Raw genomic sequence first — 25251 nt, forward strand, 5'->3', positions numbered from 1 at the left:
ACTTCTGACGGAGGTCGCGCGCATTCCGGGCTTCGGCGACGGCATGGCCGGCCGGGAGCACGGCCGCGGGGGCCGGTCACCGCGGGAGCCGGTCACTCCCCCGGGTCGGTCTCCAGCTCCAGTGCGGCGGCCCGCACGTCGGGCACCTCGTGGCGGCGCATCGCCCGCAGCAGTTCACGCCAGGACTCCGACCAGCCGGATGCCGGGTTGACCGCGGCGGCGAGCGTCACGGCCAGCAGCCCCGCCGCCGTGCCGCCGTCCTCGGCGAGCTCCCGCGCCACGGGCAGCAGCCGCTCCCTCGTCTCGGCCGGCCGCTGGAGGGGACGCAGCGAGCGGCGCAGCTCCTCGGCGGTCCGCCACGCCAGTCCGGGGCGGTGACCGTGCAGGCCGGCGATGCCGCGCAGCTGACGGCCGACGGTTTCCGGGTCGCTCTCCAGGGTCACCGCCGAGCACAGCAGTTTCGCCGCGACAGGTACGAACTCCTCGTGCCCGGCGAGGAGTACGCCCGTCCGTCCGGCAGGGCGGCGGGCGGCGTCCCGCTGCCCCGCGCACTCGCCGAGAGTGCGGGCGATGTGCTGGACGCGGCGCCTGGCCGGGCGGTCGCGGTCGGCGCGGGCGTCGGGGGTGTCGGGCGCGGAGTCCGCGGCGATGAGCCCGGACAGCACCTGTTCGAGCGTGCGGCCGGTGCCGGGAAGCGTGATCACCAGCTCGACGAGCCCTTCGGCGGCCTGCCGCCAGGTGCCGCGGTTGCCCAGGTCGGTGACGGCCGAGGACAGCACGGCCGCCGCGTCCGGTGCCCACAGCGCCCAGTCGGCCAGCGAGGAGTAGACGGCCTCGGTCACACCCCGGTCGTCCACGTGGCACAGGCCGGTGATCAGCCCGGCGTACCGTTCCCGGTGCCGCTCGGGCAGTTCGAGGGGACGTACGCGCATCAGGGCGTGGCGCAGTACGGGCACTCCCTGTGCCGCGGATTCGACGATTTCCCAGGCGCGGTCGTCGTCGAGCAGCCGCGGTGCGCACCTCACGCATGCCGACTTCACATCCGGGTGCTGGCCCGGGAGCGAGTAGACCTTCAGCAGCAGCTCCGCCGCCTCGGCCAGGGGCAGGCACTCCACGGCGAGCCGCACGGCCGTTCTGCGTGCGGCGAGCGACGCGGCTGCGGTGCGGACCTCCTCCGGGCCGCGCTCGGCGCCCGGCCGGCTCCGCTGCTCCGTCTGCGGCGCGCCGGACGCCGGGAGCAGCAGACGGCGCAGCACGTCCGACAACCGCCACGGGGCGGTGTACCGGAACGCGCGGGGCAGCGCGGGGACGGCGATGTGGGCGCGCCCGTCGCGGACGTGCTCCAGCAGCAGCGGAAGCGCCTCGTCGGGCCGGTCGGTCCGCACGGTGGCCGCCAGCGCGGTGTCGGCGAGTTCCGACTCGGCCTCGACCGGGTCGTTCGCCCACAGCCGCAGCTCCCTGCCGCCCTCACCGGGAATCGCGGCGAGGCGCCGCAGTGCCGCTCGCCGCGCGGGCATCTCGCTGCTGTCGTCGTCCGCCTCCTGCGCCAGGAGCTTCGCCGCGGCGCGCAGTTGGCGCGGCAGCCAGCGCGCCGTGCACTTCCCGACCGGCGGCTGCGGACGGCGGCTCTCCTTGCTGAAGAACCGGCCGCAGGGCGGGGTGGCGTCCAGGACGGGGTCGAGCAGATCCGTGCGCCGCGTCGTGATCGTCCGCGAGACGATGGGCAGGAGCGCCGCCGAGGCGTCCACGGCGAGCACCCGCTCGGCTCGCTCCGCCCTCCTCGCCGGGTCGGCCAGCCACAGTTCGACGGCGGTGCGGGCGGTGTGCTCGGTGCCGAACTGGACGGCCTGCCACAGTAGTTGCTGCAACTCCGGCATCCCCGAAGCGCGGCTGCCGACGGCGCGTGCGAGCGCGAACGTCAAGCCGTGGTCGTCGTTCTCGGCGCCCGCCTCCAGCCAGTAACGCAGCGCCTCGAAGACGGCGTGCTCCCCGCCGTGCGGCAGTCTCCGGTCGAGACGCCCGAGGTCCGCCTCGTCGGTGTTGCCCGTGAGCCGGACGATGGTGCGCAACGCCCATCCGGTCAGGCCCTGTTGGGCGCCGGCGACGTGCTCGCGCAGCACCGAGCGGGCGAGCCGGCCGAGTGCGGCGCGGCTCTCCTGCGAGGAGCCCGGCGCCCCCACGGCGTCGCCCGCGACACGGTCCAGGTGCTCGACGGCGGCGTCCTCGAAGAGCCGCGCCGGAAGGTCCGCGAGGGCGCCGAGCGCCGCGGCCCGTACGGACTCCTGCTCGTCGCGCAGCCGGGCCATGTCCGCCACGAGGGCCGTCACCACGGTCCGGTTGCCGCCGTGGCGCTCCGAGGTGTGTGCGGCCTGACGCACCAGCATCGGCCAGGCCAGGGCCCTGTCCTCGGGCGAGGGACGGCGAGTGGCGGCGGTGACTTCCGCGTACGCCGATTCGTCGGGCAGATGCGCCAGGGCGGCCGTCGCGGTCGACCAGTGCGCTCCGCGTGCGCGCGCCTGGTGCGCCATCCGCCGGGCCTCCTCCTCCCGGAGGCTGTGCGGCAGCGCCCGGAGCACCTCCTCGTGCACGGGTGCGTGCTCACGTTCCTCGGCGTCGGTCACGGCTTCGTAGAAACCGGCCCGGCGGCCGGGGGGCAGCGCGTGCAGCAGCTCCGCCAGGCGCGCGGGGTGGCCGCTGAACACCCGCCCCAGGTCCTCCAGTTCGGCCGGACCGACGTGCACCAGTCGCCGCAGCACGTGCGCCGGCAGCCCGGTCTCGCGAAGCCGGCCGATCTGGGCGGGACGCAGCAGCAGCCGCAGCGCACGTCCCGGGTCGGCCGAGACGAGCCGCACGAGGTGCGGAAGGAACTCAGGCGTGAGCAGGCCCTCCTCGCGGTACTGCTCCAGCAGATCCAGCACGCGTCGCGGCCGGGCGGCGGCCGCGCGGGCGATCCCGGCCCCGTACTGCCGCCACCACTGCTCGCGCAGCACGTGCGGCAGGTCTTCCAACTGCCGCCCCGCCTCGGCCAGAAGGAGATCCGGGTGCCGGGCCGCCAGCGAGCGCCAGCCGGTGACGGCGTGGAAGAGCGCCGGCAGCAGACGGGCCGCCGTCTCGGGGCTGCAGGCCGGGAGCAGCCGCGCTGCCTCCGCGTCGCCCCAGCGGCCGCGGACGGCGTCGATCAGGCCGTCCGTGAGCTGTGTGCGCCGCCCTCGGACGATGGTGCGCGCCAGTTGGGCCCGTACCGCGGACGGCGCGTCGTGCAGGGCCACCCACAGCGCGTCGTCGCTGACACGGGAGGAGGGTGCGGCGGCCGCGCGCTGGGCGTGACCTCGGATGAAGGGGTCGGGGTGTGCCAGCCGGGCGGAGAGGTAGTCGGTGTCCTGGCCCGCGCACGCGGCGATCACGGCGATCCGCTGCCCGTACGTCCCGTACTCCTCGAGCCCGTGCAGAAGTCCCGTCAGCTCCTCGGGGCCGGCGGCCCGTGCGTGGGCCGCGACCTGCCGGGTGCGCTGCGGATATGCGAGCGGCTCGAGAACGTCGAGAAGTTCGGTGGCGGCTGCACGGGACATGGCGCGGATTCTGCCCGCTGTATGTGCCACGCGTAAGGGTTCTCCGCAGGGATGTGCAGGACGTGAGTGTTTTGCGGCCGGCACGTGTGCGCAAGCGGCTGCCGGGGCATCTCCTACCGTCGGACGGTTCCCACGAGTCGCGGCGGGATAACGTCGCGGCATGGATGAAGTGATCGTCGTCGGCGGCGGGGTGAGCGGGCTGACGACGGCCGTGCTGCTCGCCGAGCGCGGCCTGGACGTTCGGGTGTGGAGCCGCGACCGGGACGCGGACACGGCGTCGGGGATCTCCGGAGGTCTGTGCTGGCCGTACCGCATCGAACCCAGGGAGAAGGCGCTGGAGTGGGCGGTGCGCTCGTTCCGGAAGTTCGCGTGGCTCGCCGAACAGCCGGCGCTCACGGGAGTACGGCTGGTGCGGGGCACCCTTGAAGGAGGGGCGTCGTCCTCCGTACCGCCGGAGTGGATGTCCCTCATCGGATCGCCGCCACGCACCCCCCTTGTCGACATGCAGACCTATCTCCCTTATCTGCGGGGGAGGTTGACGGCCGCGGGCGGCCGCTGCGAACAGCGCACGGCCGCCTCTCTCGCGGAGGCGTCGGCCGAGGCGCCGGTGGTGGTCGACTGCAGCGGGCTCGGAGCGCGCGAGCTGGTCGGCGACACCGAAGTGCGGCCCGTACGGGGGCAGATCGTCGTCGTGGAGAACCCGGGCATCGAGGAGTGGTTCCTCTCCTCGGAGGCGGGCGCGAGCGAGACCACCTACGTACTGCCGCAGCCCTACGGCCTGTTGCTGGGCGGCACGGCCGACGAGGACGCGGAGGAGACCACTCCCGACCCGGCAACCACGCGGGCCGTCGTGGAGCGTTGCGCCCGCGTCCACCCCGAGCTCGCGCAGGCGCGCGTCCTCGAGGTCCGCGTGGGGCTGCGCCCGTACCGCCCCCGGGTCCGGCTGGAGACGGAGACGCTGCCGGACGGCGCGCTGTGCGTGCACAACTACGGTCACGGCGGCGCGGGTGTCACGGTCTCGTGGGGCTGCGCACTGGAGGCGGTGCGGCTGCTGGGAGACGCCGGGCACAAGGGCACGCAGGGCTGAACGCAGCGGCGGATTCCAGCCGCACGGCATTCATGTGTAGATACACACGAAACAGATACGGAGGACGAGCGGAGTACATACCCTGCGACTGCTCACATCGCGCATCTTCGCGCTGTCGCAAGGGAGTTGGAGGACTCGTGCGTCAAAGACTCATCGTTACGGGCGCGGTGGCTGCCGTTCTCGCGCTGACCGTCCCGGCCTCCGCGGCCGAGGCCGGTCCTTCACCGGGCGCACCGGGAGCGGGAGACTCCTACTACCCGGACTACGGCAACGGCGGCTACAACGTCTCGCACTACGATCTGCGGCTGAAGTACCAGCCGAAGACGGACGAGTTGAGCGGCACGGCGACGGTCCTCGCCAAGGCCACCCAGGAACTGAGCCGCTTCAACCTGGACTTCGCGCTCGACGTGAAGGAAGTGCACGTCAACGGCCGCAAGGCGAAGATCTCCACCTCCGGCTCCCACGAACTGGAAGTCACGCCCGCCGAACCGCTCGCGAAGGGCGAGAAGTTCAGCGTCGTCGTCCGCTACTCGGGCGTCCCCTCGACGGTGGAGGTCGACGGCTACACGTCGTGGCAGCGCACCCCCGACGGAGCGGTCGCCGCCAACGAGCCGGAATCCGCGTGGTGGTGGTACCCCAGCAACGACCACCCCAGCGACAAGGCGACGTTCGACATCAGCATCGCGGTACCCGAGGGCTACAAGAGCATCAGCAACGGCGACCTCGTCTCGGAGGAGCCGGCCGGAGGCGGCTGGACCCGTGCCAACTGGCGCTCCGGGCAGCCGCAGGCCACCTATCTGGCGACCATGGCCGTGGGGAAGTTCGACGTCACCAGGAGCCGGACGGAGAGCGGCACACCGGTCATCAACGCCTACAGCAGGAAGCTCGGCGACGAGGACGGTTCGGCGCGCGCCAGTGTCGAGCGAACCGCCGAGATCACCGACTGGCTGGAGAGCGTCCTCGGCGAATACCCGTTCAGCTCCATCGGCGGCTACGTGCCTGCCAGCGGTGCCCGCTTCGCGCTCGAGACCCAGACGCGGCCGTTCTACGGCAACGCGCGCTTCAAGGACGGCACCGACGTCTCCGTCGTCGTGCACGAACTGGCGCACCAGTGGTACGGGGACAGCGTCTCGGTGCGGAAGTGGCGCGACATCTGGCTCAACGAGGGCTTCGCCTCGTACGCGTCGTGGCTGTGGTCGGAGAAGGAGGGCGACGGCACGGCACAGGAGATCGCCTCCGAGGTCTACGAGTCCTACCCCGCGAACGACTCGTTCTGGAAGGTCGCTCCGGGCGATCCGGGGCCCGAGAACCAGTTCCACGCCGCCGTCTACGACCGCGGCGCCATGGCGCTGCAGGCACTGCGCAACAAGATCGGCGACAAGGACTTCTTCAGGATCCTCAAGGGCTGGCCGGCCGAGCGCGAGGGCGGCAACGCGCGCGTCGGGGACTTCGTGAAGTACGCGGAGAAGGTCTCCGGCAAGTCCCTCTCATCGCTGTTCGACACCTGGCTGTACAAGACCTCGAAGCCGAAGAAGCCGGCGCTCGGCGGCGACGTGAACGCCGCCGATGGGAAACGGCCCAAGTCGTGGGAGGAGATCCAGGCCGTGCACGGCGCGCACCGCCACTGAACCTGCGTCACACCCGGCGGGGCGCCCGGCACCTCGCGCCGCACACACCGCGCACGGCCCGGCCCCGGGAGGCGGTCTCCGCTCCCGGGGCCGGGCCGTGCGCCCCTCCGTCTGCGTCCGGCTCAGGCGTTCCCCATCGGAACGGGCCTGATGAGCGCGAAGGCCGCCCCCTGCGGGTCCTGAACGACTGCCATGCGGCCCGCCATCATGTCGAACGGCGGCACGAGCACCGAGCCCCCCGCCCGGATCAGGGCGTCGACGACGCTGTCGGTGTCGTCGACCGCGAAGTACGTGATCCAGTGCGAGGGCGTTCCGGGCGGCGAGTTCTCCAGGCCCTGCATGCCCCCGACCGTCCTCCCCCCGGCGTTGAGCGCGTTGTAGCCGGGGGCGCCTTCCATCGGCGCGGCATCGATGGCGAGGTTGCGGTAGAAGGACGTGGCGGCGTCGACGCCGGAGGTGTTGAGCTCGCTCCAGATCACTGCGCCGTGCTCGTTGACTGTCTGCGCGCCGATGAACTCCTTCGCCTGCCACAGGCCGAACACCGCGCCCGTCGGGTCCTTGGCGACGGCCATGCGCCCCAGGTCCATCACGTCCACGGGCGGCACCAGCAACGCGCCACCGTTGTCCGTGATGCGCTCCGTCGCGGCGTCCGTATCCTCCGTGGCCAGGTACATGGTCCACGCGGGAGGGGGCGCCGGCCGGTCGTCCTCGGCGGGTGTGGCCATGATGCCCGCGACGGGCCTGTCGTGCAGGGTGCAGACCGAGTACCCGCCGGTCTCCGGAGGCCCGATCTCGCCCTGCCAGCCGAAGAGATCCTTGTAGAAGTCGAGGGCCGCCTGCTGGTCGGGGACCATCAGATCGACCCAGCACGGGACGCCTGGCTCGTACCTCTCAGTTACCTCGGGCATGACAGCTCCTTGTGGGGACTCGGTGCCGGTCACTGTGCCGAGAGGCTGTGCCGGGCCGCCTCCGCCACGCCGCCCCGGCGCCCTGCGGGCCCCGAATTCACCCGCATCCCCGCCGCGGCAAGGCCGAGCCGTCAGGCGCGGCGGCCCTCCCGGTACGCCTTGCGGGCGGCGTACGCCGGGGGCAGGAACCGCAGCCGCTCCGGGAGCCTCGGCACCAGGGCGCCCGCCACCCGCCCGAGGCGCACCAGCCGCCGCTCCTGCCTCGGCGACCACGGCAGGCCGATCGCCTCGCGGGCGTCCGGCGGCATGAAGCCGATGGTCACGAAGCGCTGGAAACGGGCGAACGCGGGCCGCAGCACGGGCCACAGGAGCCTCAGCAGCACACGCACGGGGCGCGGGCCGCGGTCGGGCGGGGGCACCCTGCGGCCGACGGAGACCAGCTCCTCCACGACGAGGGTCCTCTCCACCTGTTCGCGGAGCATCCGCCGGTAGTACGGCCAGAACTCCTCGAGGGTCTGCGGCATGTCGCGGTCCTGGATGCCGAGGACCCTCCCCACCTGCAGCCACTCCGCGTACAACTGCCGCTCCTCGTCCCGCGTGTAGGGGCGGCCACCGAGGTAGCGCCGGGAGTGCTGGAAGACGGGGAAGCCGGTGGCGTGCACCCAGGCGTAGTTGGCGGGCGTCAGGGCGTGGTACCCGCGGCCGTGCGCGTCCACTCCCTGGATGTCCCGGTGCAGGCGCCGCAGGCGGCGGCCCTCCTCGACGGCCTCCCCGCCGCCGTAGACCCAGCGCTGCACGCTGGCCACGGAACGCTCGGCCCGGCCCCACGGGTCGGTGCGGAAGACCGAGTACTCGTCGACGCCGGCGCTGACGGCCGGGTGCGCCACCTGCATGGTCAGGGCCGCCGGCAGCGTCAGCAGCACCCGTACCTCGCCCGCGAGGTCCCACAGCATGCCGTCCGGAGGGGGCGGCCGGGGATCGTCGCGGGCGGTTCGGGCACCCTCCGGGCCCGTGCTGCCGCCGCGGTCGCTGCTCGTGCTGCTCATCTTGTTCATGATGCTCCCGGCGGTCGGGGAATGCGCGTACGTCTGCCGGCGGCCGTTGGGTTCTTTTCCGTGCGCTGCGCCACTGTCTGGCCGTTCTGTCCGCCGAATCGGAGTGCGCCCGCTTTCCGGAGACCCTGCCCGATCCGCAGGCCCGAGGGTGGACCCGCAACGGGGCGGCAGCGCGATGCGGAACCTGCCGGACTCTTCCCACGGGAGGCATCCATGGCCAGACTGAGGACGGCAACCGGCCGGGTACACCGCCCCCGCGAGGCAGGCAGTTGACGGGCGGTCACGGCCATGACCGATACGACATGGAACGGCATTTTGCGCGCAGTGCCACTTTGACGGTCCACTGCGCGGGAACGGCATCCAACGGGAAAGCCATCGGCAGGAGTTACCGCCCCCGCGGCCGGTCCTGCAAACCCCGCGGATCCTGAACGGGCGGACGTAGGTGAGCGATTGATCAGATGTTTTCGGCCTGTGACCATGAATGATCACTGCCTCCCCTATATTGGTGCGGCGCTGATCGGACTGTCGTGGCCCACTCCCCACCCTGCCCGGACCTGTCCCCACAAGGACCCTGATTGATGACCCCCGAGACCTCCCCACCCAGCAAACGCCCCGCCCCCGGCGCAGCGGCCCCTGGATCCGGACAGCCGCCGAGAAAGCCGAGAGCGGGAACGGGCACCGCACTCGCGCTGCTGATCGCGGTGCTGCTCACGGGGCCGGCGTGCCTGGTGGCCGTCCACACGGCACCCCAGTCCATACGCCCCGGCATCGCCTGGGGCAGCGGCGCGGCAGCGCTCGCGCTGAGCGTCGCGGTCGCCGTCGCCACCCGCGGCATCCTCGTCTCACGCGGGCTGCGCGCCCTCGTCGCGCACCAGAACGCCGAAGCCGAGGCCGAGCGGGCGGTCGCGGCCCACTTCGCGGACGTCGTCGTCCCGATCCTCGTGGAGCGGCTCCGCTCCGGCGCCTCCGCGCAGACCGCCCTCGCCGCCGTACCGACCGTCGCCAACCCCACCCATCAGCGCGTGCTGCACTCGCTCGCCAACGAGGTGCACCGCGGTGAGGGCATGCGCGCGGCCGCGATGGCCGCGTGCGCCAACGCGGCGGGCCGCGTACAGGCGTTGGCCACGAGCATGGCCGCGGACCTGCGGGAGATGGAGCACAAGTACTCCGACGAGGAGGTCCTGGGCGACCTGCTGCACCTGGACCACCGCACGGCGCAGACTGGACGCCTCGCGGACTCCATCGCCGTGCTGACCGGCGCCCGCACCGGGCGCCGCTGGGCCAAGCCCATCGTCATGGAGAGCATCCTGCGCGGCGCGATGGGACGCATCAGCGGCTACCAGCGCATACGCCTGCACTCCTCGTGCGACCTGGCGGTGGCCGGTCACGCCGCCGAGGGCGTGATGCACGCGCTGGCCGAACTCATGGACAACGCCGCCAATTTCTCGCCTCCGACCTCCGAAGTGCACGTGTACGTGGAGGAGGCGTCGGCCGGTGTCATCATCACCGTCGAGGACGGGGGGCTCGTCATGGGTGACGTCGCCCTGGAACGCGCCCAGCAGGCCGTCTCCTCGGAGTCGCTGGACCTGACGAACCTCTCCGGTACACGCCTCGGCCTCGCCGTCGTGGGACGACTGGCCCACAAGCACAAGCTCTCCGTCTCCTTCCGCCCGTCGGCGCACGGAGGCACGGGAGTTCTGCTGATGATCCCGCAGACACTGATCACCACGGCGAAGCGGGAGCCCGAGACCGCGGCGCCCGCACGGTCCCGCGACTCCGGTGCCCTCACAGGTCCGCGTCCGTCGCCCGTCGGCGCCGCTCCCTCCGGGCCGCGTCCGTCAGAACCGCTCCCCCGGTCCTCGGACGGGTCGTCCCTGCCCGGCCGGGAGCCCGGGAGCGGTACCGAACTGCCCCGGCGCAGGCGCCCCGAGACCGCCCCGGCGAGCGAGGGGCCGGGGCACACGGAGCAGACCCTGGACCTGTCGTCCGGGAGCTCCGCCGAACCGTCCCCCGAGCACGCCTCGGCCACCGAGGCCGGTCCCCGCGGCCTGCCCAAGCGGCGCCGCGGGCAGACACTCGCGGCCTCGCGGCAGCGCAACGCGTCGCCCGAAGCGGGGAGGACGGCCGAGCCGGCCAGATCGTCGGAGCAGTCGGGATCGCGGTTCGGGGCCTTCCGCCGCGCCGTGCAGGGCGGTTCGTCCGTCCAGGAGAAGCCCGACGACGCTTCTTCCGTGTCCCCCTCCCCCTCCTCGTCACGTCCGGAGGACAACACCGAATGATCACAGACGGCAAGCTCGACTGGCTGCTGGAGAGTCTGCTGCGGCGGACCCCGGGGGCACGTCACGCCCTCGTTCTCTCCCGTGACGGACTGAAGTTGTGCAGCTCCTCGGAGCTCGACATGGACCAGGCCGACCAGCTGGCCGCCATCTCCGCGGGCATCCAGAGCCTCTCGCACGGCGCGTCCGTCGAGTTCGGCAACGGCACCGGCGGCGTGCGGCAGGCGATGGCGGAGTTCTACGGCGGCATCCTCTTCGTGGTGGAGGCCGGCTCCGGCGCCCACCTCGCGCTGGTGGCGACGGAGGACTCGGACGTGGGCCTCATCGGCCACAACATGAACGAACTCGTGGAGCAGCTGAGCGAGTACCTCACCACGCCGCCCAGGCAGCAGGACGAGACCAGAGACCCCGCATGAAACGGCCGGGCCGGGACGACGACCCGGACCGGCTGTACACCGTCACGGGCGGGCGCAGCCGGTCCGGCACCGACGCCTTCGACCTGGTGACGCTGGTGGTCAGCGAGTGCGAGCCGACCCCCGGGATGCAGTCGGAACACGCCTCCATCCTCCGGATCTGCAGCTCGCCGACGGCGGTGGTCGAGATCGCCTCGGACCTCGGACTGCCGGTGAGCATCGTCCGCATCCTCCTCGGCGACCTGCACGCCGCAGGCCGGATCACCGCCCGCCATCCGCGTACGGCCGCAGCCGCGGATCAACTCCCCGATCCAGAAATCCTGAAGCAGGTGCTCGTTGGACTCCGCAACCTCTGATCTGACCGGAACCCGCCCGCCACTGCGCAGCACCGCCGACAACGGCCTCAAGATCGTCATCGTCGGCGGTTTCGGCGTCGGCAAGACCACGATGGTGCGCTCCGTCAGTGACATACGTCCGCTCAACACCGAGGAGACGATGACGCGGGCGGGAGTGGGCGTCGACGACGCCGACGGCGTCCCCTCCAAGACGACAACCACGATCGCCTTCGACTTCGGGCGCATCAGCCTCGACGAGCGGACGGTGCTCTACCTGTTCGGTGCACCCGGCCAGGAGCGCTTCTGGTTCCTGTGGGACCGGCTCTTCACCGGCACGCTCGGCGCGGTCGTGCTCGTGGACACCCGCCGCCTCGCCGACTCCTGGTACGCGATCGACCGCCTCGAGGCGCACGGCATGCCCTTCATCGTGGCCCGCAACGACTTCGGCGGCCCCCAGCACTCCGCGGAGGACGTGCGCGACGCGCTCGACCTGCCGGACGACATCCCGCTCATCGAATGCGACGCCCGGTCACGCGCGTCCAGCAAGGAAGTGCTGATCACCCTCGTCAACCACCTGTACACCCTGTCCTCCTCCGCCCGGGAGACCGCTCAGTGACCACGCCGCACCCGCAGTCCGCCTCCGAGGAGCCCCGGGCGTACGGCGACTCCGCCGACGAGCGGACCGCACCCCCGTCCGGTGCCCCCGTGCACCCTGACGCCGTCCCCATGTTCGGGCCCCGCTTCATCAGCGAGGACCGGGGCAAGCTCTACCGCGAGATGCGCGAGCAGCACGGCCCGATCGCTCCCGTGACGCTGCTCGGCGACATACCCGCCTGGCTGGTGCTCGGCTACCGCGAGCTGCACCAGATCACCGGCAACCCGGCGCTGTTCACCCGTGATTCGTCGGTGTGGAACATGTGGGACCGGATACCGCCGGACTGGCCGCTGATGCCGATGGTGGGCCGCCAGCCGTCCATCCTCTACGAGGTGGGCGAGCGCCACGAGCGCCGCTCGACCCTGGTGAGCGACGCGCTACGCGAGGTCGACCCCTTCGAGCTGCGCACCCACTCCGAACAGCACGCGGACGAACTCATCGACGCCTACTGCGGAAGCGCCGAGGCCGACCTCGTCGACCAGTACGCCATGCAGCTCCCCGCCCTCGTGCTGGCCCGGATCTTCGGCTTCACCGCGGAGGACGGAGCCGCGCTCGTCCCCAGCATCAACGCGGTCGTCGACGGGTCCGACGGCGCGATCGAGGGCAGGCAGCATCTCCAGCGCGCCATGGGAACACTGCTGCGCTCCCGCGCCATCGCACCGGCCGGCGACGTGGCCACACGGATGCAGACGCATCCCAACTCGGGCGAGTTCTCCTCGGAGGAGATCCTGGAGGACATGATGGTCGCCCTGATCGCGGGCCATCAGCCCACCGCCGACTGGATCAGCAACTCGCTGCGGCTGATGCTCACCGACGACCGGTTCGCCGCCTCCCTCGGCGGAGGACGCGCCAGCGTCGGCGAAGCGATGAACGAAGTGCTGTGGGAGGAGACGCCCACGCAGAACATCGCCGGGCGCTGGACGACGCGCGACACCCAGCTCGGCGGCAGGCTCATCCAGAGCGGCGACCTGCTCGTCCTCAGCTTCGCGGCGGCCAACGCCGATCCGCACATCCGCCCCGACCAGCACTCCTTCACCGGTGGCAACAGCGCTTTCTTCTCCTTCGGGCACGGCTCCCACCGCTGCCCCTATCCGGCGCAGGAGATCGCCGAGGGCATAGCGCGTACGGGCATCGAGGTGCTGCTGGACCGGCTCCCGGACGTCGACCTGGCCGTGGACGAGGCCGAGTTGGCGTGGCGCCCCTCGCCCTTCCTGCGCGGCCTCGAAGCGCTGCCGGTCACCTTCACGCCCACCTCCGCCGTGGGCGGGTGACGGCTCCCGTCCGGCGGCGGGGACGGCCGGGCCCGCCGGCGGGGAGCGCCGCGGCGGGAGAGGCGTCGGATCAGCCGTCCGGTGTCCGCCCACCCTGCCCGTGAAGCTCCTCGACGACGGACCCGTACTTCTCCCGCAGGGCGCGGCGCCGCAGCTGGAGCGACGGCGTCAACTCGCCGGTCTGCAACCCCCATTCGTCGCCGAGGAGCTCGCCGGTGGTCCCGGAGGTGCAGACGACGGTCACGGGGTCGGTCGCGGGGTCGGTCGCGCGCGTCTCGCGCCAGGTGCGCTCGAAGACCTCCGCGTCGTAGGGGCGGTCCAGATCGGCGTAGGGGATGCAGCGGAAGTGCCCGGCGGCGGCGTCCGGTTCGACGACGACGAGACGGTCCAGCAGCGGCTGCCATTTCACCGACTCCGCGGCCCCTTCGGTCACGGCCAGCCGTGCGCGGCTGTGCTCGACGATGTGCGCGATCCGGCCGGGCGCAGCCGTGCCGTAGACCGAGTTGGACACGTAGACGGAGTCGGAGACGGGGACGGAGTCGGAGACGGGGACGGCGCCGAGATGGGTGAGGGCGAGATCGGTCAGCCGATGCTCGGGGCGGTTGCCCGTCATCATCAGGACGTGATCGCCGCGGGCGATGCCGAGAGCGGCAGGCCCGGAGGCGAGCCTGGCGATGCTCTCACGCGCCTCGGCCCAGGTGAGGGTGGCCCAGTGGGTCTCCCCGCTCTCACCGTGCTCCCGATAGGACAGGCGGGCGGGTCTCCGTGGTCCTCTGCGTTGCGCAACATCAGTGCGGGGACGGTGACTTCGGCCGGGTCCGCTTCGGTGAGTCGCAAGGTGGTGGGGACGGCGGCCTCCGGGGCTGGATACGGCTGTGCCCGGTGCACGGCCTTCGCGGCGGACCGGGGTGCCGGTAGATCTCCCTGGGAGGCATTGCAGTACAAGAGTGGTGAGACAGCAATACTGTTGAACGCAGTTGGAACGGACCGGGTCAGGGAGACGGGCGCATGGAGCAGCAGCAGCGGAACGGCCAGGCGGGCGCGGACAGCCTGACCGTGGACGAGCTCGCCGCGCGGGCGGGCGTCACGGTCCGCACGATCCGCTTCTACAGCACCCGCGGCCTGCTCCCGCCGCCCACCATCGGGGCGCGCAGGGTCGGCCGTTACGGACCGGCGCACCTCTCCCGGCTGGCCCTGATCGAGGAACTGCAGAACCAGGGCATGACGCTGGCGGCCATCGAGCGCTACCTGCAGCGCCTGCCCGAGGACACCGACCCGCACGACCTTGCGATCCACCGGGCCATGGTCGCCTCCTGGATGCCCGACACCGTCGACGAGGCGACGCGGGAGGTCCTCGAGCGGCGGGTGGGCCGCGAGCTGACGGAGGACGACCTGGAGCGGCTGACCGCGATGGGCGTCCTGGAGACCACGGAGGATCCGGCCCGCTTCCTCGTGGACCCCGCACTGCTGCACCTGGGTGTGCGGGTGCTGGACATGCCCCTGTCGCAGGAGACGATCCTGGCCGCGCGCGAAGCCATGCTGGAACATGCGCGGGCAGCCGCGCGGGAGTTGAGCCGCCTGTTCAAGGACGAGGTGTGGGAGCCCTACCGGGCGCGCGAGGCCGACCCGGAGCAGGTCGAGCGGATGAAGTCGCTGTCGGCCCATATGCAGCCGATGGTCGTGCAGGCGCTGATGACCGCTTTCCAGCGGTCACTCAAGGAGGAACTGCGGGGCGCGTTCCCGAAGGGGCGCGCCCCGCAGTCCCCCGGCTAGTCAGTCCTTGAAGAACTCGCCCTTGCCGGCCTTCTCCGCGAGGAGGTCCGGCACGGCGAAACGGTCGCCGTAGCGCTCCTGGAGCTCGCGGGCGCGCTCCACGAACCCGGCGGGGCCGCCCTCGTAGCCGTTGATGTACTGGATGACGCCGCCCGTCCACGGCGGGAAGCCGATGCCCAGGATGGAGCCGACGTTGGCGTCGGCGACGGAGGTCAGCACGCCCTCCTCGAAGAGCCGGACGGTGTCCAGCGCCTCTGCGAAGAGCATCCGTTCCTTCATGTCCTCGAACGGGATGCCGGGGTCGGCGTCCTTCTTGAAGTGCTCACGAAGGCCCGGCCAGAGCCTGCCGCGCTTGCCGTCCTCGCCGTAGTCGTAGAAGCCGGCCCCTCCGCTGCGGCCCGTGCGCCCGAACTCGTCGACCATCCTGTCGATGACGGCGTCCGCCGGGTGCGGCTTCCACTCCACGCCCTCGGCCTCCAGTCCGCGCCTGGTCTCCTCGCGGATCTTGCGGGGCAGGGTGAGGGTGAGCTCGTCCATCAGCGAGAGCACCTTGGCGGGGTAACCGGCCTGCGCTGCCGCCTGCTCGACGGTCGCGGGCTCCACGCCCTCGCCGACGAGGGCGACTCCCTCGTTGATGAAGTGCCCGATGACCCGCGAGGTGAAGAAGCCGCGGGAGTCGTTGACGACGATCGGGGTCTTCTTGATCTGCTGCACCAGGTCGAAGGCGCGCGCGAGGGCCTCGTCCCCCGTGCTGCGGCCCTTGATGATCTCCACCAGCGGCATCTTGTCGACGGGTGAGAAGAAGTGCAGCCCGATGAAGTCGGCCTGGCGCTCGACGCCTTCGGCGAGGGCGGTGATGGGCAGCGTGGAGGTGTTGGAGCACAGCAGGGCGCCGGGCTCGACGATGTCCTGGATCTCCTGGAAGACCTTGTGCTTGAGCGCCGGGTCCTCGAAGACCGCCTCGATGACGGCGTCGCAGCCCGCGACGGCCTGCGGTTCCGCGGCGGGTGTGATGCGGGCGAGCACCTCGTCCCGCTTCGCCTCCGTCGTACGACCTCGCTTCAGCGCCTTCTCCAGCAGGCCCTCCGAGTAGCGCTTGCCCTTCTCGGCGGCCTCCAGGGAGACGTCCTTGAGGACGACGTCGATGCCGGCCTTCGCGCAGGAGTAGGCGATGCCCGCGCCCATCATGCCGGCGCCGAGAACGGCCACCTTCCGGACGGGGCGGGACTCGATGCCCTTGGGGCGGCTGCGCCCCGCGTTGACGGCCTGCATGTCGAAGAAGAACGCCTGGATCATGTTCTTCGAGATCTGGCCGGTGACCAGCTCGACGAAGTAGCGGGCCTCGATGACCTGGGCGAGTTCGAAGTCGACCTGGGCGCCCTCGACCGCCGCGGCCAGGATGTTGTGCTGGGCGGGGTAGGGGGCACCGCCGGTCTGCTTCCTCAAGTTGGCCGGGAAGGCAGGGAGGTTGGCGGCGAGCTTCGGGCTCGACGGGGTGCCGCCGGGGATCTTGTAGCCCTTCACGTCCCAGGGCTGCACGGACTCCGGGTTGGCGTCGATGAAGGCGTGGGCGGCGGCCAGCATGGCTTCCTCGCTGTCCACGACCTCGTGGACGAGGCCCTTCTCCTTGGCCTTGGCCGGGAAGTACTGCTGCCCCTGGAGCAGCACGTTGAGCAGCGCGTCCGCGATCCCCAGCAGACGGACGGTACGCGTCACACCGCCGGCTGCGGGAAGCAGGCCGAGAGTGGCTTCCGGACAGCCGATCTTGGAGCCCTTCGCGTCGAGGGCGACACGGTGGTGGCAGGCGAGCGTGATCTCGAAGCCCCCGCCGAGCGCGGCACCGTTGATCGCCGCGACGACGGGCTTGCCGAGGGTCTCGATGCGCCGCAGGTCTCGCTTGAGCTCCATGCTGCCCTCGAAGACCTCCTGGGCGTCCTCGGGGCGGGCGCGGATGAGGTCGTTGAGGTCGCCGCCGGCGAAGAAGGTCTTCTTGGCTGAGGTGAAGATGACGCCGCGGAGGTTGCCCGCCTCGTTCTCGCGCTCCAGGCGGTCGGCGATGACGCCGAGCGACTCCTTGAACGCGGCGTTCATGGTGTTCGCGGACTGGTCCGGGTCGTCCAGCACGAGGGTGACGACGCCGGACCCGTCCTGTTCCCAGCGGATGGTCGTGGACTCAGGCATGGTGGGTTTTCTCTCCGTACGTGAGGGCGGGATGGCGGTGGGCGCGGTGCGGGAGTCGGCGCTCCCGCGGTGGTGGCCGCTTCCGGTCGGGCAGTCAGAGCCGTTCGATGACGGTGGCGCTGCCCATGCCTCCGCCGACGCACAGGGTGACCAGGCCGTAGCGCTGGTCGCGGCGCTCCAGCTCGTCCACGAGGGTGCCCAGCAGCATCGCGCCCGTGGCGCCCAGCGGGTGACCCATGGCGATGGCGCCGCCGTTGACGTTGACCTTCTCCAGCGGCAGTTCCATGTCACGGGCGAAGCGCAGCACCACCGCCGCGAACGCCTCGTTCATCTCGACCAGGTCCATGTCGGCCGCCGTCAGCCCGGCCTTGGCGAGGGCCTTGCGGGAGGCGGGCGCGGGCCCGGTCAGCATGATGGTGGGGTCGGCGCCGGAGACGGCTGCGGAGAGGATGCGCGCGCGGGGGCGCAGCCCGTAGCGCTGTCCGACCTCCTCGCTGCCGACGGCGACGAGGGCGCTTCCGTCGACGATGCCGGAGGAGTTGCCCGCGTGGTGGACGTGGTCGATCTCCTCCACCCAGTGGTACTTCTGCAGCGCCACCGCGTCGAAGCCGCCCATCTCACCGATGTCCTTGAAGGACGGCTTCAGCCCGGCGAGGGAGTCGGCCGTCGTGCCCGGCCGGATGTGCTCGTCGCGGTCGAGGACGGTCATGCCGTTTCGGTCGAGCACGGGGATGACGGAACGGTCGAAACGGCCGTCCTTCCACGCCTCGGTTGCCAACTCCTGCGAGCGGGCGGCGTATTCGTCCACGTCGCGGCGCGAGAAGCCCTCGATGGTGGCGATGAGGTCGGCGCCGATGCCCTGGGGCACGAAGCCCGTCTCCAGGCTCGTCAGGGGGTCCATGTGCCATGCGCCGCCGTCGGAGCCCATCGGCACGCGGGACATCGACTCGACGCCGCCCGCCAGGATCAGGTCCTCCCACCCCGAACGCACCTTCGCCGCCGCGAGGTTGACGGCTTCGAGGCCGGAGGCACAGAAGCGGTTCTCCTGGACGCCCGCGACGGTGTCTGGGAGCCCGGCGGCGATGGCGGCGGTCTTGGCGATGTCGGAACCCTGGTCCCCGATGGGGCTGACGACTCCGAGCACGATGTCGTCGATCGCGGCCGGGTCCATGCCGGGGTGACGGCGGCGCAGTTCGTGGATGAGGCCGACGACCAGGTCGATGGGCTTGGTCCCGTGCAGGGCGCCGTTGGCCTTGCCGCGGCCGCGCGGGGTGCGGATCGCGTCGTAGATGTACGCTTCGGTGCTCAAGATCGGCAGCCTTTCGGTGCGTGGCGGATCGGGCGGGTCGGGGCCGGTTCAGTCGAGGATCGAGCGGCCGATGATCTCTTTCATGATCTCGGTCGTGCCGCCGTAGATCGTCTGGATGCGCCCGTCGGTGTAGGCACGGGCGACGGGGAATTCGTTCATGTAGCCGTAGCCGCCGTGCAGTTGGAGACAGCGGTCGGTGACGCGCTTCTGCAGTTCCGTCGCCCACCACTTGGCCATGGACGCGTGGGCGGCGTCCAGTTCGCCCTTCGAGTGGTCCTCGATGCAGCGGTCGAGGAAGGCGCGGGTCACGGCGCACTCCGTGGCGAGCTCGGCGATCTCGAACCGGACGTGCTGGAGCCTGGCGAGCGGCCGTCCGAACGCCTCCCGCTCCTTCACGTACCGGGTCGTCTGCCCGAGGACCTCCTCGGCGCCGGCGATCGCTCCGACCGCGATGGCCAGCCGCTCCTGCGCGAGGTTGGTCATCAGATGGACGAAGGCCCCGTGCAGTTCGCCGAGGAGGTTCTCCTTGGGCACGTGCACGTCGTTGAAGAACAGCTCGGCGGTGTCCTGCGACTTCTGGCCGATCTTGTCGAGGTTGCGGCCCCGCTCGAACCCCTCCGTGCCCCGTTCGACGACGAGGAGGCTCAGGCCCTTCGCGCCGCCCTCGGGCTTCGTACGTGCCACGACGATCACCAGGTCGGCGAGGATGCCGTTGGAGATGAAGGTCTTGGAGCCGTTCAGCACCCAGTGGTCGCCCTTGTCCTCCGCGGTCGTACGGATGCCCTGGAGGTCGGAGCCGGCGCCGGGTTCCGTCATGGCGATGGCGGTGATGATCTCGCCGGAGCAGAAGCCGGGGAGCCAGCGGCGCTTCTGCTCGTCCGTCGCCAGAGACGTCAGATACGGGCCGATGATGTCGTTGTGCAGGCCCAGGGCGATGCCCGAGGCGCCCGCGCGGGCGAATTCCTCGCCGAGCACTGCGGCGTACCGGAAGTCGCCGGTGCCGCCGCCTCCGTACTCCTCGGGGACGGCGAGACCGAGCAGGCCCTGGCGGCCGGCCGCGAGCCACGCGTCGCGGGAGACGATGCCGTCCTTCTCCCACTGCTCGTAGTGCGGCTCGACCTCCTTGGCCAGGAAGGTGCGGACGGTCTGCCGGAACGCTTCGTGGTCCTCGGTGAAGATCTGGCGCTTCATGTGGTCGGTGCTCCCCTTCGAGCCTTCGCGTGGTCGCTCTGCACGTCTCGCCTGTTCACCCCGTACGCCGTGTCGCACGCTCCGTGGCGATCGCGGTGTCGGACCGGACGACGGCTCCGTCAGAGCCAGCCCTTGACCTTCTCGATCAGAGCGGCCGGGTCGGGCCCGACGGGCGTCACGTTGAGCATCGTCACCCCGGCCTCGCGGAACGCCTCGACGCGCTCACGCACGTAGCTCTCGGGGCCGCAGAGGGAGACCAGCTCACAGAACTCGGCGGGAACCGCGGCCTCCGCCTCCCGCTTCTTTCCCGCGAGGTAGAGGTCCTGCACCTTCTCGGCCGCCTCCTCATAACCGTACGCCCGGGCCACATCGTTGTAGAAGTTCCTGCCCTTTGCGCCCATGCCCCCGATGTACAGGGCGATCAGGGGCCGCACGGACTCCCGGACGGCCGCCGCGTCCTCACCGATGGCCAGGAGGGTGCCCGCGGAGATCTCCAGGGGACCGCGTTCCGGTGCGCGCAGCGCGGTGCCCTCCGCCAGCGCGGTGCCCCACACCTGCTCCGCCTTCTCCGGGACGAAGAGGTGCGGCAGCCAGCCGTCGGCGATCTCGGCGGTCATCCGGACGTTCGCCGGGCCGAGGGAGGCGATGTAGAGGGGGATCTCCTCCCGCTGCGGCCGGTTGAGGAACTTCAGCGGCTTGCCCAGCTTGCCGCCCTTCTCGGCGGGCAGCGGCATGTCGGTGATGCCGTGGTGGTCGATGACCTCGCGCCGCCAGATGCGCCGGCACAGTTCGACGGTCTCCCGGGTGCGGCCCAGCGGCTTGTCGTACGCCTTGCCGTGCCAGCCCTCGACGACCTGCGGCCCCGAGGCGCCGAGGCCCAGCAGCGCGCGCCCCTCGGAGAGGACGTCCAGGCCGGCGCCGGTCTGGGCGATGAGCGCGGGGGTGCGGGAGTAGACGTTGAGGATGCCCGCGCCGATGAGCATGCGCTCGGTGCGGGCGGCGATGTAGCCCATGACGGTGGGCGAGTCGAACCCGTACGCCTCGGCGACCCACACGGCGTCGAGGCCGGCGGCCTCCAGCTTCACGACCTCTTCGGCTGCCGTGCGGGGATTGTCGGCGTACTGGAGGGGCGTGGCGATCTTCATGCGTCACTGTCCTTGGCGGGGTCGGAGTCGGAGGGGGCATGCCCGGCGAGTGCGGGCAGCTGCCAGTCGCGGGCCACCTCGGCGGCGTCGGCACCGGGCAGCGCGGGCGGCCGGGAGACCGCGGCCGGAGTCGCGGAGAAGCGCGGCGCCGGTGCGGGCTGGGTGATTCCGGCGTGTTCGACGAAGGTGCCGCGGGCGGCCAGGTGAGGGTGCCGGGGAGCTTCCCGCAGGGAGAGCACGGGGGCGACGCAGGCGTCCGAATCGCGGAAGACCTCGTCCCACTCGTCCCTCGTACGGGTCCTGAAGCGGTCCGCGACGGCGGCGCGCAACTCCCCCCAGGCGGCGGGGTCGTCGCGGCCGGGCGCCTCGTCCCCGAGACCGAGGAGCCTCGTGAACTCCCCGTAGAACCGGGGCTCCAGCGCGCCCACGGCCATGAAACCGCCGTCGGCCGTCTCGTAGGTGCCGTAGAAGGGCGCGGCGCCGTCGAGCAGATTGGCACCCCGCCGGTCCTGCCACGCACCGGCGGCGAGCATCCCGTGGATCATGGCCGTGAGGTGGCTCGTGCCGTCGACGATGGCGGCGTCGACGACCTGGCCGCGTCCGTCCGGAGCGCGCGCGTGCTGGAGGGCCGCCAGCACGCCGATCACCAGGTAGAGCGAACCTCCCGCGTAGTCCCCCAGCAGGTTGGCGGCGGCGTACGGAGGGCCCTCGGCGGGACCGGTCATCCCGAGCGCGCCCGTCACGGCGATGTACCCGATGTCGTGACCGGCGCGCGACGCGAGCGGTCCGTCCTGGCCCCAGCCCGTCATGCGTGCGTAGACGAGGGCGGGGTTGCGCGCGAGGCAGGCGTCCGGGCCGACGCCGAGGCGTTCGGCGACGCCGGGCCGGTTGCCCTCGATGAGGACGTCGGCGCGCTCGACCAGGTCGAGGGCGCTCGCGAGGCCGTCCGCGTCCTTCAGGTCCAGCGTCACGGAACGCTTGTTGCGGTTGGTGACGTCGCTGGCGGGGTCGATTCCCAGTGCGGCGCCGCCGGGGCGGTCGACGCGCACCACGTCCGCGCCCAGGTCACCGAGCACCATCGCAGCGAAGGGTCCCGGGCCGATGCCGGCCAGTTCCACGACGCGTACACCGCGGAGCGGGCCCTCGCCGTACGACGCCGCTGCTGCCATCACGCCCGCCCTCTGACACTTTGACACAACTGATGTAACACCGGTGATGCTAAGGACGCGTTGCCCATTCCACAAGCCCGGGCGGCAGGCGGAGCAGCGGCCGCGCCGTGGCATGCGCCACACGGAATACAAGCCTCCCGGGCGGCACTTCGGGCCGGTGCCGGACGGACCGCGGAGGACGTCAACATCGTGCGCGACTGCTCACCCGGAGGTGGCCTGGCCCCGAAGACCGTGATGCGTGATACTGATTGAAGTCCGGTGGAAAAGTGCAACTTCGCGCAACAGTGCGCGTTCGCACCCCGTCGTCCGGCGGTCGTCCGGACCACCGCCGGACGACGGGATCGGCCGGATTGCGGTACGGGCAGCCGGGTGGACACGGCGCCGGGGAGGCGCGGAGAGGTGGGGTCGATGGGCGGAACCACGCGCATGGAACGGGAGTTGAGCAGCCAGCCCGAGACGTGGCACTCGGCCGCTCAGCTGGCCGCCGGGGCTCCGCTGCCCCGCACCGGGGAGCGGGTCGCGGTCGTCGGGTGCGGCACGTCCTGGTTCATGGCTCAGGCGTACGCCGCCCTGCGCGAGAGCGCGGGACTGGGTGTGACGGACGCGTTCGCAGCATCCGAGGCGATGCTCGGCGCCGGCCGGGGCTACGACAGACTGCTGGCCATCACCCGCTCCGGCACCACGACAGAGGTGCTCCGGCTGCTGGAAGCGGTGCGAGGGCGCATCCCCACCGTCACCGTCGTGGGCGACCCGGACACCCCCGCGACCTCCGTCTCGGACGAGACGGTCGCCCTGCCGTTCGCCGACGAACAGTCCGTTGTGCAGACCCGGTTCGCCACGAGCGCGCTCGCTCTGCTCAGGACACATCTCGGCGAGGACGTCACGGCGGCAGTGCGGGATGCCGAGGAGGCACTCGCGGCCGAGGTCCGGCAGGAGTGGGTGGACGCCGAGCAGTTCACGTTCCTGGGCACCGGCTGGAGCGTCGGGCTGGCGCACGAGGCGTCACTGAAGATGCGGGAGGCGTCGCAGTCCTGGACCGAGTCCTATCCGGCGATGGAGTACCGGCACGGGCCCATATCCATCGCCGCCCCCGGGCGCGTTACCTGGCTTTTCGGGTCTTCACCGGAAGGGCTGGGAGAGGAAGTGGCCCGCACGGGCGCCGCGTTCGTGCACCACGGGCGGCGCGATCCGATGGCGGAGCTGGTGCTGGTGCAGCGCGTGGCACTGGCGCGCGCCCTTGAGCGCGGTCTCGATCCCGACGCACCGCGCAGCCTGACCCGTTCGGTGATGCTGTAGACCCCTTGAGGCTGCTGGAGGCCCGTGAGCGCGGACGGACGGCCCGGCCCGGGGCCGGCCTCCACTCCCCCGGCCCTTCTCGTCTCGCGCCGCTTCCCGCCGCCGCTGCTTCGGCCTCTGCCCGCCCCTGCCCGCGCCTGTGCCGTTGTTCCTGCGTCCTGCTACCTGCCACCTGATTCCTGCCTTCTGGTCCCTGGTCCCGCCCTGTCCCGTCCTCAACGGAGGTCCGCAGCATGCCCCTTGTCTCCACCGACGCCGTCGTCGGTCCGGCGCGCGCGGCGGGTCTCGGCGCTCCCGCCTTCAACGTGCTGCACCTGGAGACCGCCGAGGCGCTGGTCGCCGCGGCGGAGCGCGCGGAAGTGCCGCTCATACTCCAGATCAGCGAGAACTGCGTCCGGTATCACGGGAGTCTGCTGCCACTCCTGCGTGCCACCCTCACCCTGGCGGAGGCCTCCGAGGCGGACGTCTCCGTGCACCTGGACCACATCACCGACGCCGCGCTGCTGCGTGAGGGCGTCTCGGCGGGAGTACGGTCCGTGATGATCGATGCGTCGGCTCTGCCCTACGAGGAGAACGTGGCCGCCACCTCGGAGCTGACGGGCTGGTGCCATCGCGAACAGGTCTACGTCGAAGCAGAGTTGGGCGAGGTGGGAGGCAAGGACGGTGTGCACGCCCCCGGTGCGCGTACCGACCCTGAGCAGGCGCTCGCCTTCGTCGAGGCCACGCGGGTGGACGCCCTCGCCGTCGCCGTCGGTTCGTCCCACGCGATGCGGGAGCGAACTGCCGTGCTCGACAAGGAGCTGATCCGCTCCCTGCGGCAGCGGCTTCCCGTGCCGCTCGTGCTGCACGGTTCGTCAGGGGTCCCTGACGACGAACTGCGTGCAGCCGTCGCCGCGGGCATGACGAAGATCAACATCTCCACGCACCTGGTCTCCGTGTTCACCGGCGAGGTGCGCCGGACGCTGTCGGAGAGTCAGTCGCTGATCGACTCCCGCAAGTACGTGGGTCCCGCCAGGGACGCGGTCTCGCGGGAGGCCGAACGGCTGCTGCGCATGCTGGGAGCACCGGCTTCATGAAACGGCACGAGCGCATGAACGCCCTGCTGGAGCTGCTGAGTCAGCGGGGGCGGCTCGAGGTGGCGGAAGCCGCGACATCCCTGGAGGTGTCGGTTGCGACCATGCGCCGTGACATGGACGCCCTTGCGGAGCAGCAGTTGCTCAAGCGCACCCGGGGCGGGGCCGTACTCGCCCCGGTCGCCTACGACCTGCCGATCCGGTACAAGAACGGTCACCAGGCCGCCCGGAAGCACGCCGTCGCCGAGACCGCGGCGGCGATGGTGGAGGAGGGCGACGTCGTGGGGCTCAGCGGCGGCACGACGACGACGGAGATCGCCCGGTCGCTCGCAACGCGGCCGGAGTTCGCCGAGGCCGGCCCCCACGCGCGCCTGACGATCGTCACCAACTCCCTCAACATCGCCAATGAGTTGGCGGTCCGGCCGCAGATCAGGATCGTGCTGACGGGCGGTGTGGCCCATTCCCGCTCCTTCGAACTCACCGGCCCCTACAGCGAGATGGTGCTGCGGCAGCTCACGCTGGACATCGCCTTCATCGGTGTGAACGGCATCGACGCGCAGTGGGGCGGGACCGTCCACGACGAGGCCGAGGCGAGCACGAACAGGCTCATGGCCGAGCGGGCGGCCCGTGCCGTGGTCGTCGCGGACTCCTCGAAGCTGGGCCTGCGCTGCTTCGCCCGCGTCGGCGGGGCGGAGGTCTTCGGCACGCTCGTGACGGACCCGTCCATGGACGAAACCGCCCGGCGGGAGTTCGCGGACCAGGGTCTGCGTGTGGTGACGGCCGCGCCGTCCGCGGCCGAGGGCTGACCGGCCACCCTCGGCAGGTCCACGGCATGCGCGTGAGCATGCGCCCCTCCCGGCACCCACCCGGCCTCTCGGGTGCGTCGGCCCTGGCGACGCGGCCCGGCCTGCGAGTCC

General features: G+C 71.6%; 20 protein-coding genes. 11 read left to right on the top strand and 9 right to left on the bottom strand.

The features are described 5' to 3' along the window. Nucleotides 1–92: 92 nt before the first annotated feature. Complete coding sequence (locus EV375_RS26005) at nucleotides 93–3569, bottom strand: hypothetical protein (RefSeq protein ID WP_130302374.1); 3477 nt, start codon at nucleotides 3567–3569, stop codon at nucleotides 93–95. A gap of 160 nt (nucleotides 3570–3729) precedes the next feature. Here EV375_RS26005 and EV375_RS26010 point away from each other — a divergent pair, with 160 nt between their 5' ends. Further along, on the top strand, nucleotides 3730–4656 hold the full coding sequence (locus tag EV375_RS26010; protein ID WP_130302375.1) for an FAD-dependent oxidoreductase: 927 nt from the start codon (nucleotides 3730–3732) through the stop codon (nucleotides 4654–4656). 137 nt (nucleotides 4657–4793) lie between these two features. Next, complete coding sequence (locus EV375_RS26015) at nucleotides 4794–6284, top strand: M1 family metallopeptidase (protein WP_207228466.1); 1491 nt, start codon at nucleotides 4794–4796, stop codon at nucleotides 6282–6284. A gap of 122 nt (nucleotides 6285–6406) precedes the next feature. Here EV375_RS26015 and EV375_RS26020 read toward each other — a convergent pair whose 3' ends face one another. Together EV375_RS26020 and EV375_RS26025 are read right to left on the bottom strand one after the other, a co-directional pair. Then, nucleotides 6407–7192: a VOC family protein gene (locus tag EV375_RS26020; RefSeq protein ID WP_130302377.1), complete on the bottom strand. Its 786-nt coding sequence runs from the start codon at nucleotides 7190–7192 to the stop codon at nucleotides 6407–6409. Nucleotides 7193–7323: 131 nt separating this feature from the next. After that, complete coding sequence (locus EV375_RS26025; protein ID WP_130302378.1) at nucleotides 7324–8238, bottom strand: oxygenase MpaB family protein; 915 nt, start codon at nucleotides 8236–8238, stop codon at nucleotides 7324–7326. A 587-nt stretch (nucleotides 8239–8825) separates the two neighbouring features. On the opposite strand from EV375_RS26025, the gene EV375_RS26030 reads away from it, so the two are divergent. From EV375_RS26030 to EV375_RS26050, 5 genes are all read left to right on the top strand, one after another. Continuing rightward, entirely contained in the window at nucleotides 8826–10526 is a 1701-nt protein-coding gene (locus tag EV375_RS26030; RefSeq protein ID WP_130302379.1) for an ATP-binding protein, read from the top strand. Further along, entirely contained in the window at nucleotides 10523–10939 is a 417-nt protein-coding gene (locus EV375_RS26035; protein WP_130302380.1) for a roadblock/LC7 domain-containing protein, read from the top strand. The genes EV375_RS26030 and EV375_RS26035 overlap by 4 nt, the downstream gene beginning before the upstream one ends. After that, complete coding sequence (locus EV375_RS26040) at nucleotides 10936–11292, top strand: DUF742 domain-containing protein (RefSeq protein WP_130302381.1); 357 nt, start codon at nucleotides 10936–10938, stop codon at nucleotides 11290–11292. Before EV375_RS26035 ends, EV375_RS26040 begins: the two co-directional genes overlap by 4 nt. Then, complete coding sequence (locus EV375_RS26045) at nucleotides 11273–11887, top strand: ATP/GTP-binding protein (RefSeq protein WP_130302382.1); 615 nt, start codon at nucleotides 11273–11275, stop codon at nucleotides 11885–11887. The genes EV375_RS26040 and EV375_RS26045 overlap by 20 nt, the downstream gene beginning before the upstream one ends. 110 nt (nucleotides 11888–11997) lie before the next feature. Continuing rightward, a complete protein-coding gene (locus EV375_RS26050) occupies nucleotides 11998–13197 on the top strand; it encodes a cytochrome P450 family protein (protein WP_130302889.1) in 1200 nt (399 codons plus the stop codon). A gap of 70 nt (nucleotides 13198–13267) precedes the next feature. Here the strand turns inward: EV375_RS26050 and EV375_RS26055 are convergent, their stop codons facing one another. Continuing rightward, a complete protein-coding gene (locus tag EV375_RS26055) occupies nucleotides 13268–14137 on the bottom strand; it encodes an AMP-binding protein (protein ID WP_486588874.1) in 870 nt (289 codons plus the stop codon). A gap of 68 nt (nucleotides 14138–14205) precedes the next feature. On the opposite strand from EV375_RS26055, the gene EV375_RS26060 reads away from it, so the two are divergent. Continuing rightward, a complete protein-coding gene (locus EV375_RS26060) occupies nucleotides 14206–14970 on the top strand; it encodes a MerR family transcriptional regulator (protein WP_130302383.1) in 765 nt (254 codons plus the stop codon). Here EV375_RS26060 and EV375_RS26065 read toward each other — a convergent pair whose 3' ends face one another. From EV375_RS26065 to EV375_RS26085, 5 genes are all read right to left on the bottom strand, one after another. Further along, nucleotides 14971–17151 (bottom strand): 3-hydroxyacyl-CoA dehydrogenase NAD-binding domain-containing protein, encoded by a 2181-nt coding sequence (locus EV375_RS26065; RefSeq protein WP_130302384.1) that lies wholly within the window; start codon nucleotides 17149–17151, stop codon nucleotides 14971–14973. A gap of 94 nt (nucleotides 17152–17245) precedes the next feature. Beyond that, a complete protein-coding gene (locus tag EV375_RS26070) occupies nucleotides 17246–18460 on the bottom strand; it encodes an acetyl-CoA C-acetyltransferase (RefSeq protein ID WP_130302385.1) in 1215 nt (404 codons plus the stop codon). 48 nt (nucleotides 18461–18508) lie between these two features. Next, a complete protein-coding gene (locus EV375_RS26075; RefSeq protein ID WP_130302386.1) occupies nucleotides 18509–19651 on the bottom strand; it encodes an acyl-CoA dehydrogenase family protein in 1143 nt (380 codons plus the stop codon). A gap of 119 nt (nucleotides 19652–19770) precedes the next feature. Beyond that, nucleotides 19771–20796 (bottom strand): LLM class F420-dependent oxidoreductase, encoded by a 1026-nt coding sequence (locus tag EV375_RS26080; protein WP_130302387.1) that lies wholly within the window; start codon nucleotides 20794–20796, stop codon nucleotides 19771–19773. Further along, complete coding sequence (locus tag EV375_RS26085) at nucleotides 20793–21965, bottom strand: CaiB/BaiF CoA transferase family protein (RefSeq protein ID WP_130302388.1); 1173 nt, start codon at nucleotides 21963–21965, stop codon at nucleotides 20793–20795. Before EV375_RS26085 ends, EV375_RS26080 begins: the two co-directional genes overlap by 4 nt. A 408-nt stretch (nucleotides 21966–22373) precedes the next feature. On the opposite strand from EV375_RS26085, the gene EV375_RS26090 reads away from it, so the two are divergent. The 3 genes from EV375_RS26090 (at nucleotide 22374) to EV375_RS26100 (ending at nucleotide 25140) form a co-directional block, all read left to right on the top strand. Continuing rightward, nucleotides 22374–23261 carry a sugar isomerase gene (locus EV375_RS26090; protein ID WP_130302389.1) on the top strand — a complete coding sequence of 296 codons (888 nt, stop codon included), beginning with the start codon at nucleotides 22374–22376 and terminating at the stop codon, nucleotides 23259–23261. 233 nt (nucleotides 23262–23494) lie between these two features. Continuing rightward, entirely contained in the window at nucleotides 23495–24337 is an 843-nt protein-coding gene (locus EV375_RS26095; protein WP_130302390.1) for a class II fructose-bisphosphate aldolase, read from the top strand. Next, a complete protein-coding gene (locus EV375_RS26100; RefSeq protein WP_130302391.1) occupies nucleotides 24334–25140 on the top strand; it encodes a DeoR/GlpR family DNA-binding transcription regulator in 807 nt (268 codons plus the stop codon). The genes EV375_RS26095 and EV375_RS26100 overlap by 4 nt, the downstream gene beginning before the upstream one ends. Nucleotides 25141–25251: the final 111 nt, after the last annotated feature.

Source organism: Streptomyces sp. CNZ301 (assembly GCF_004217425.1).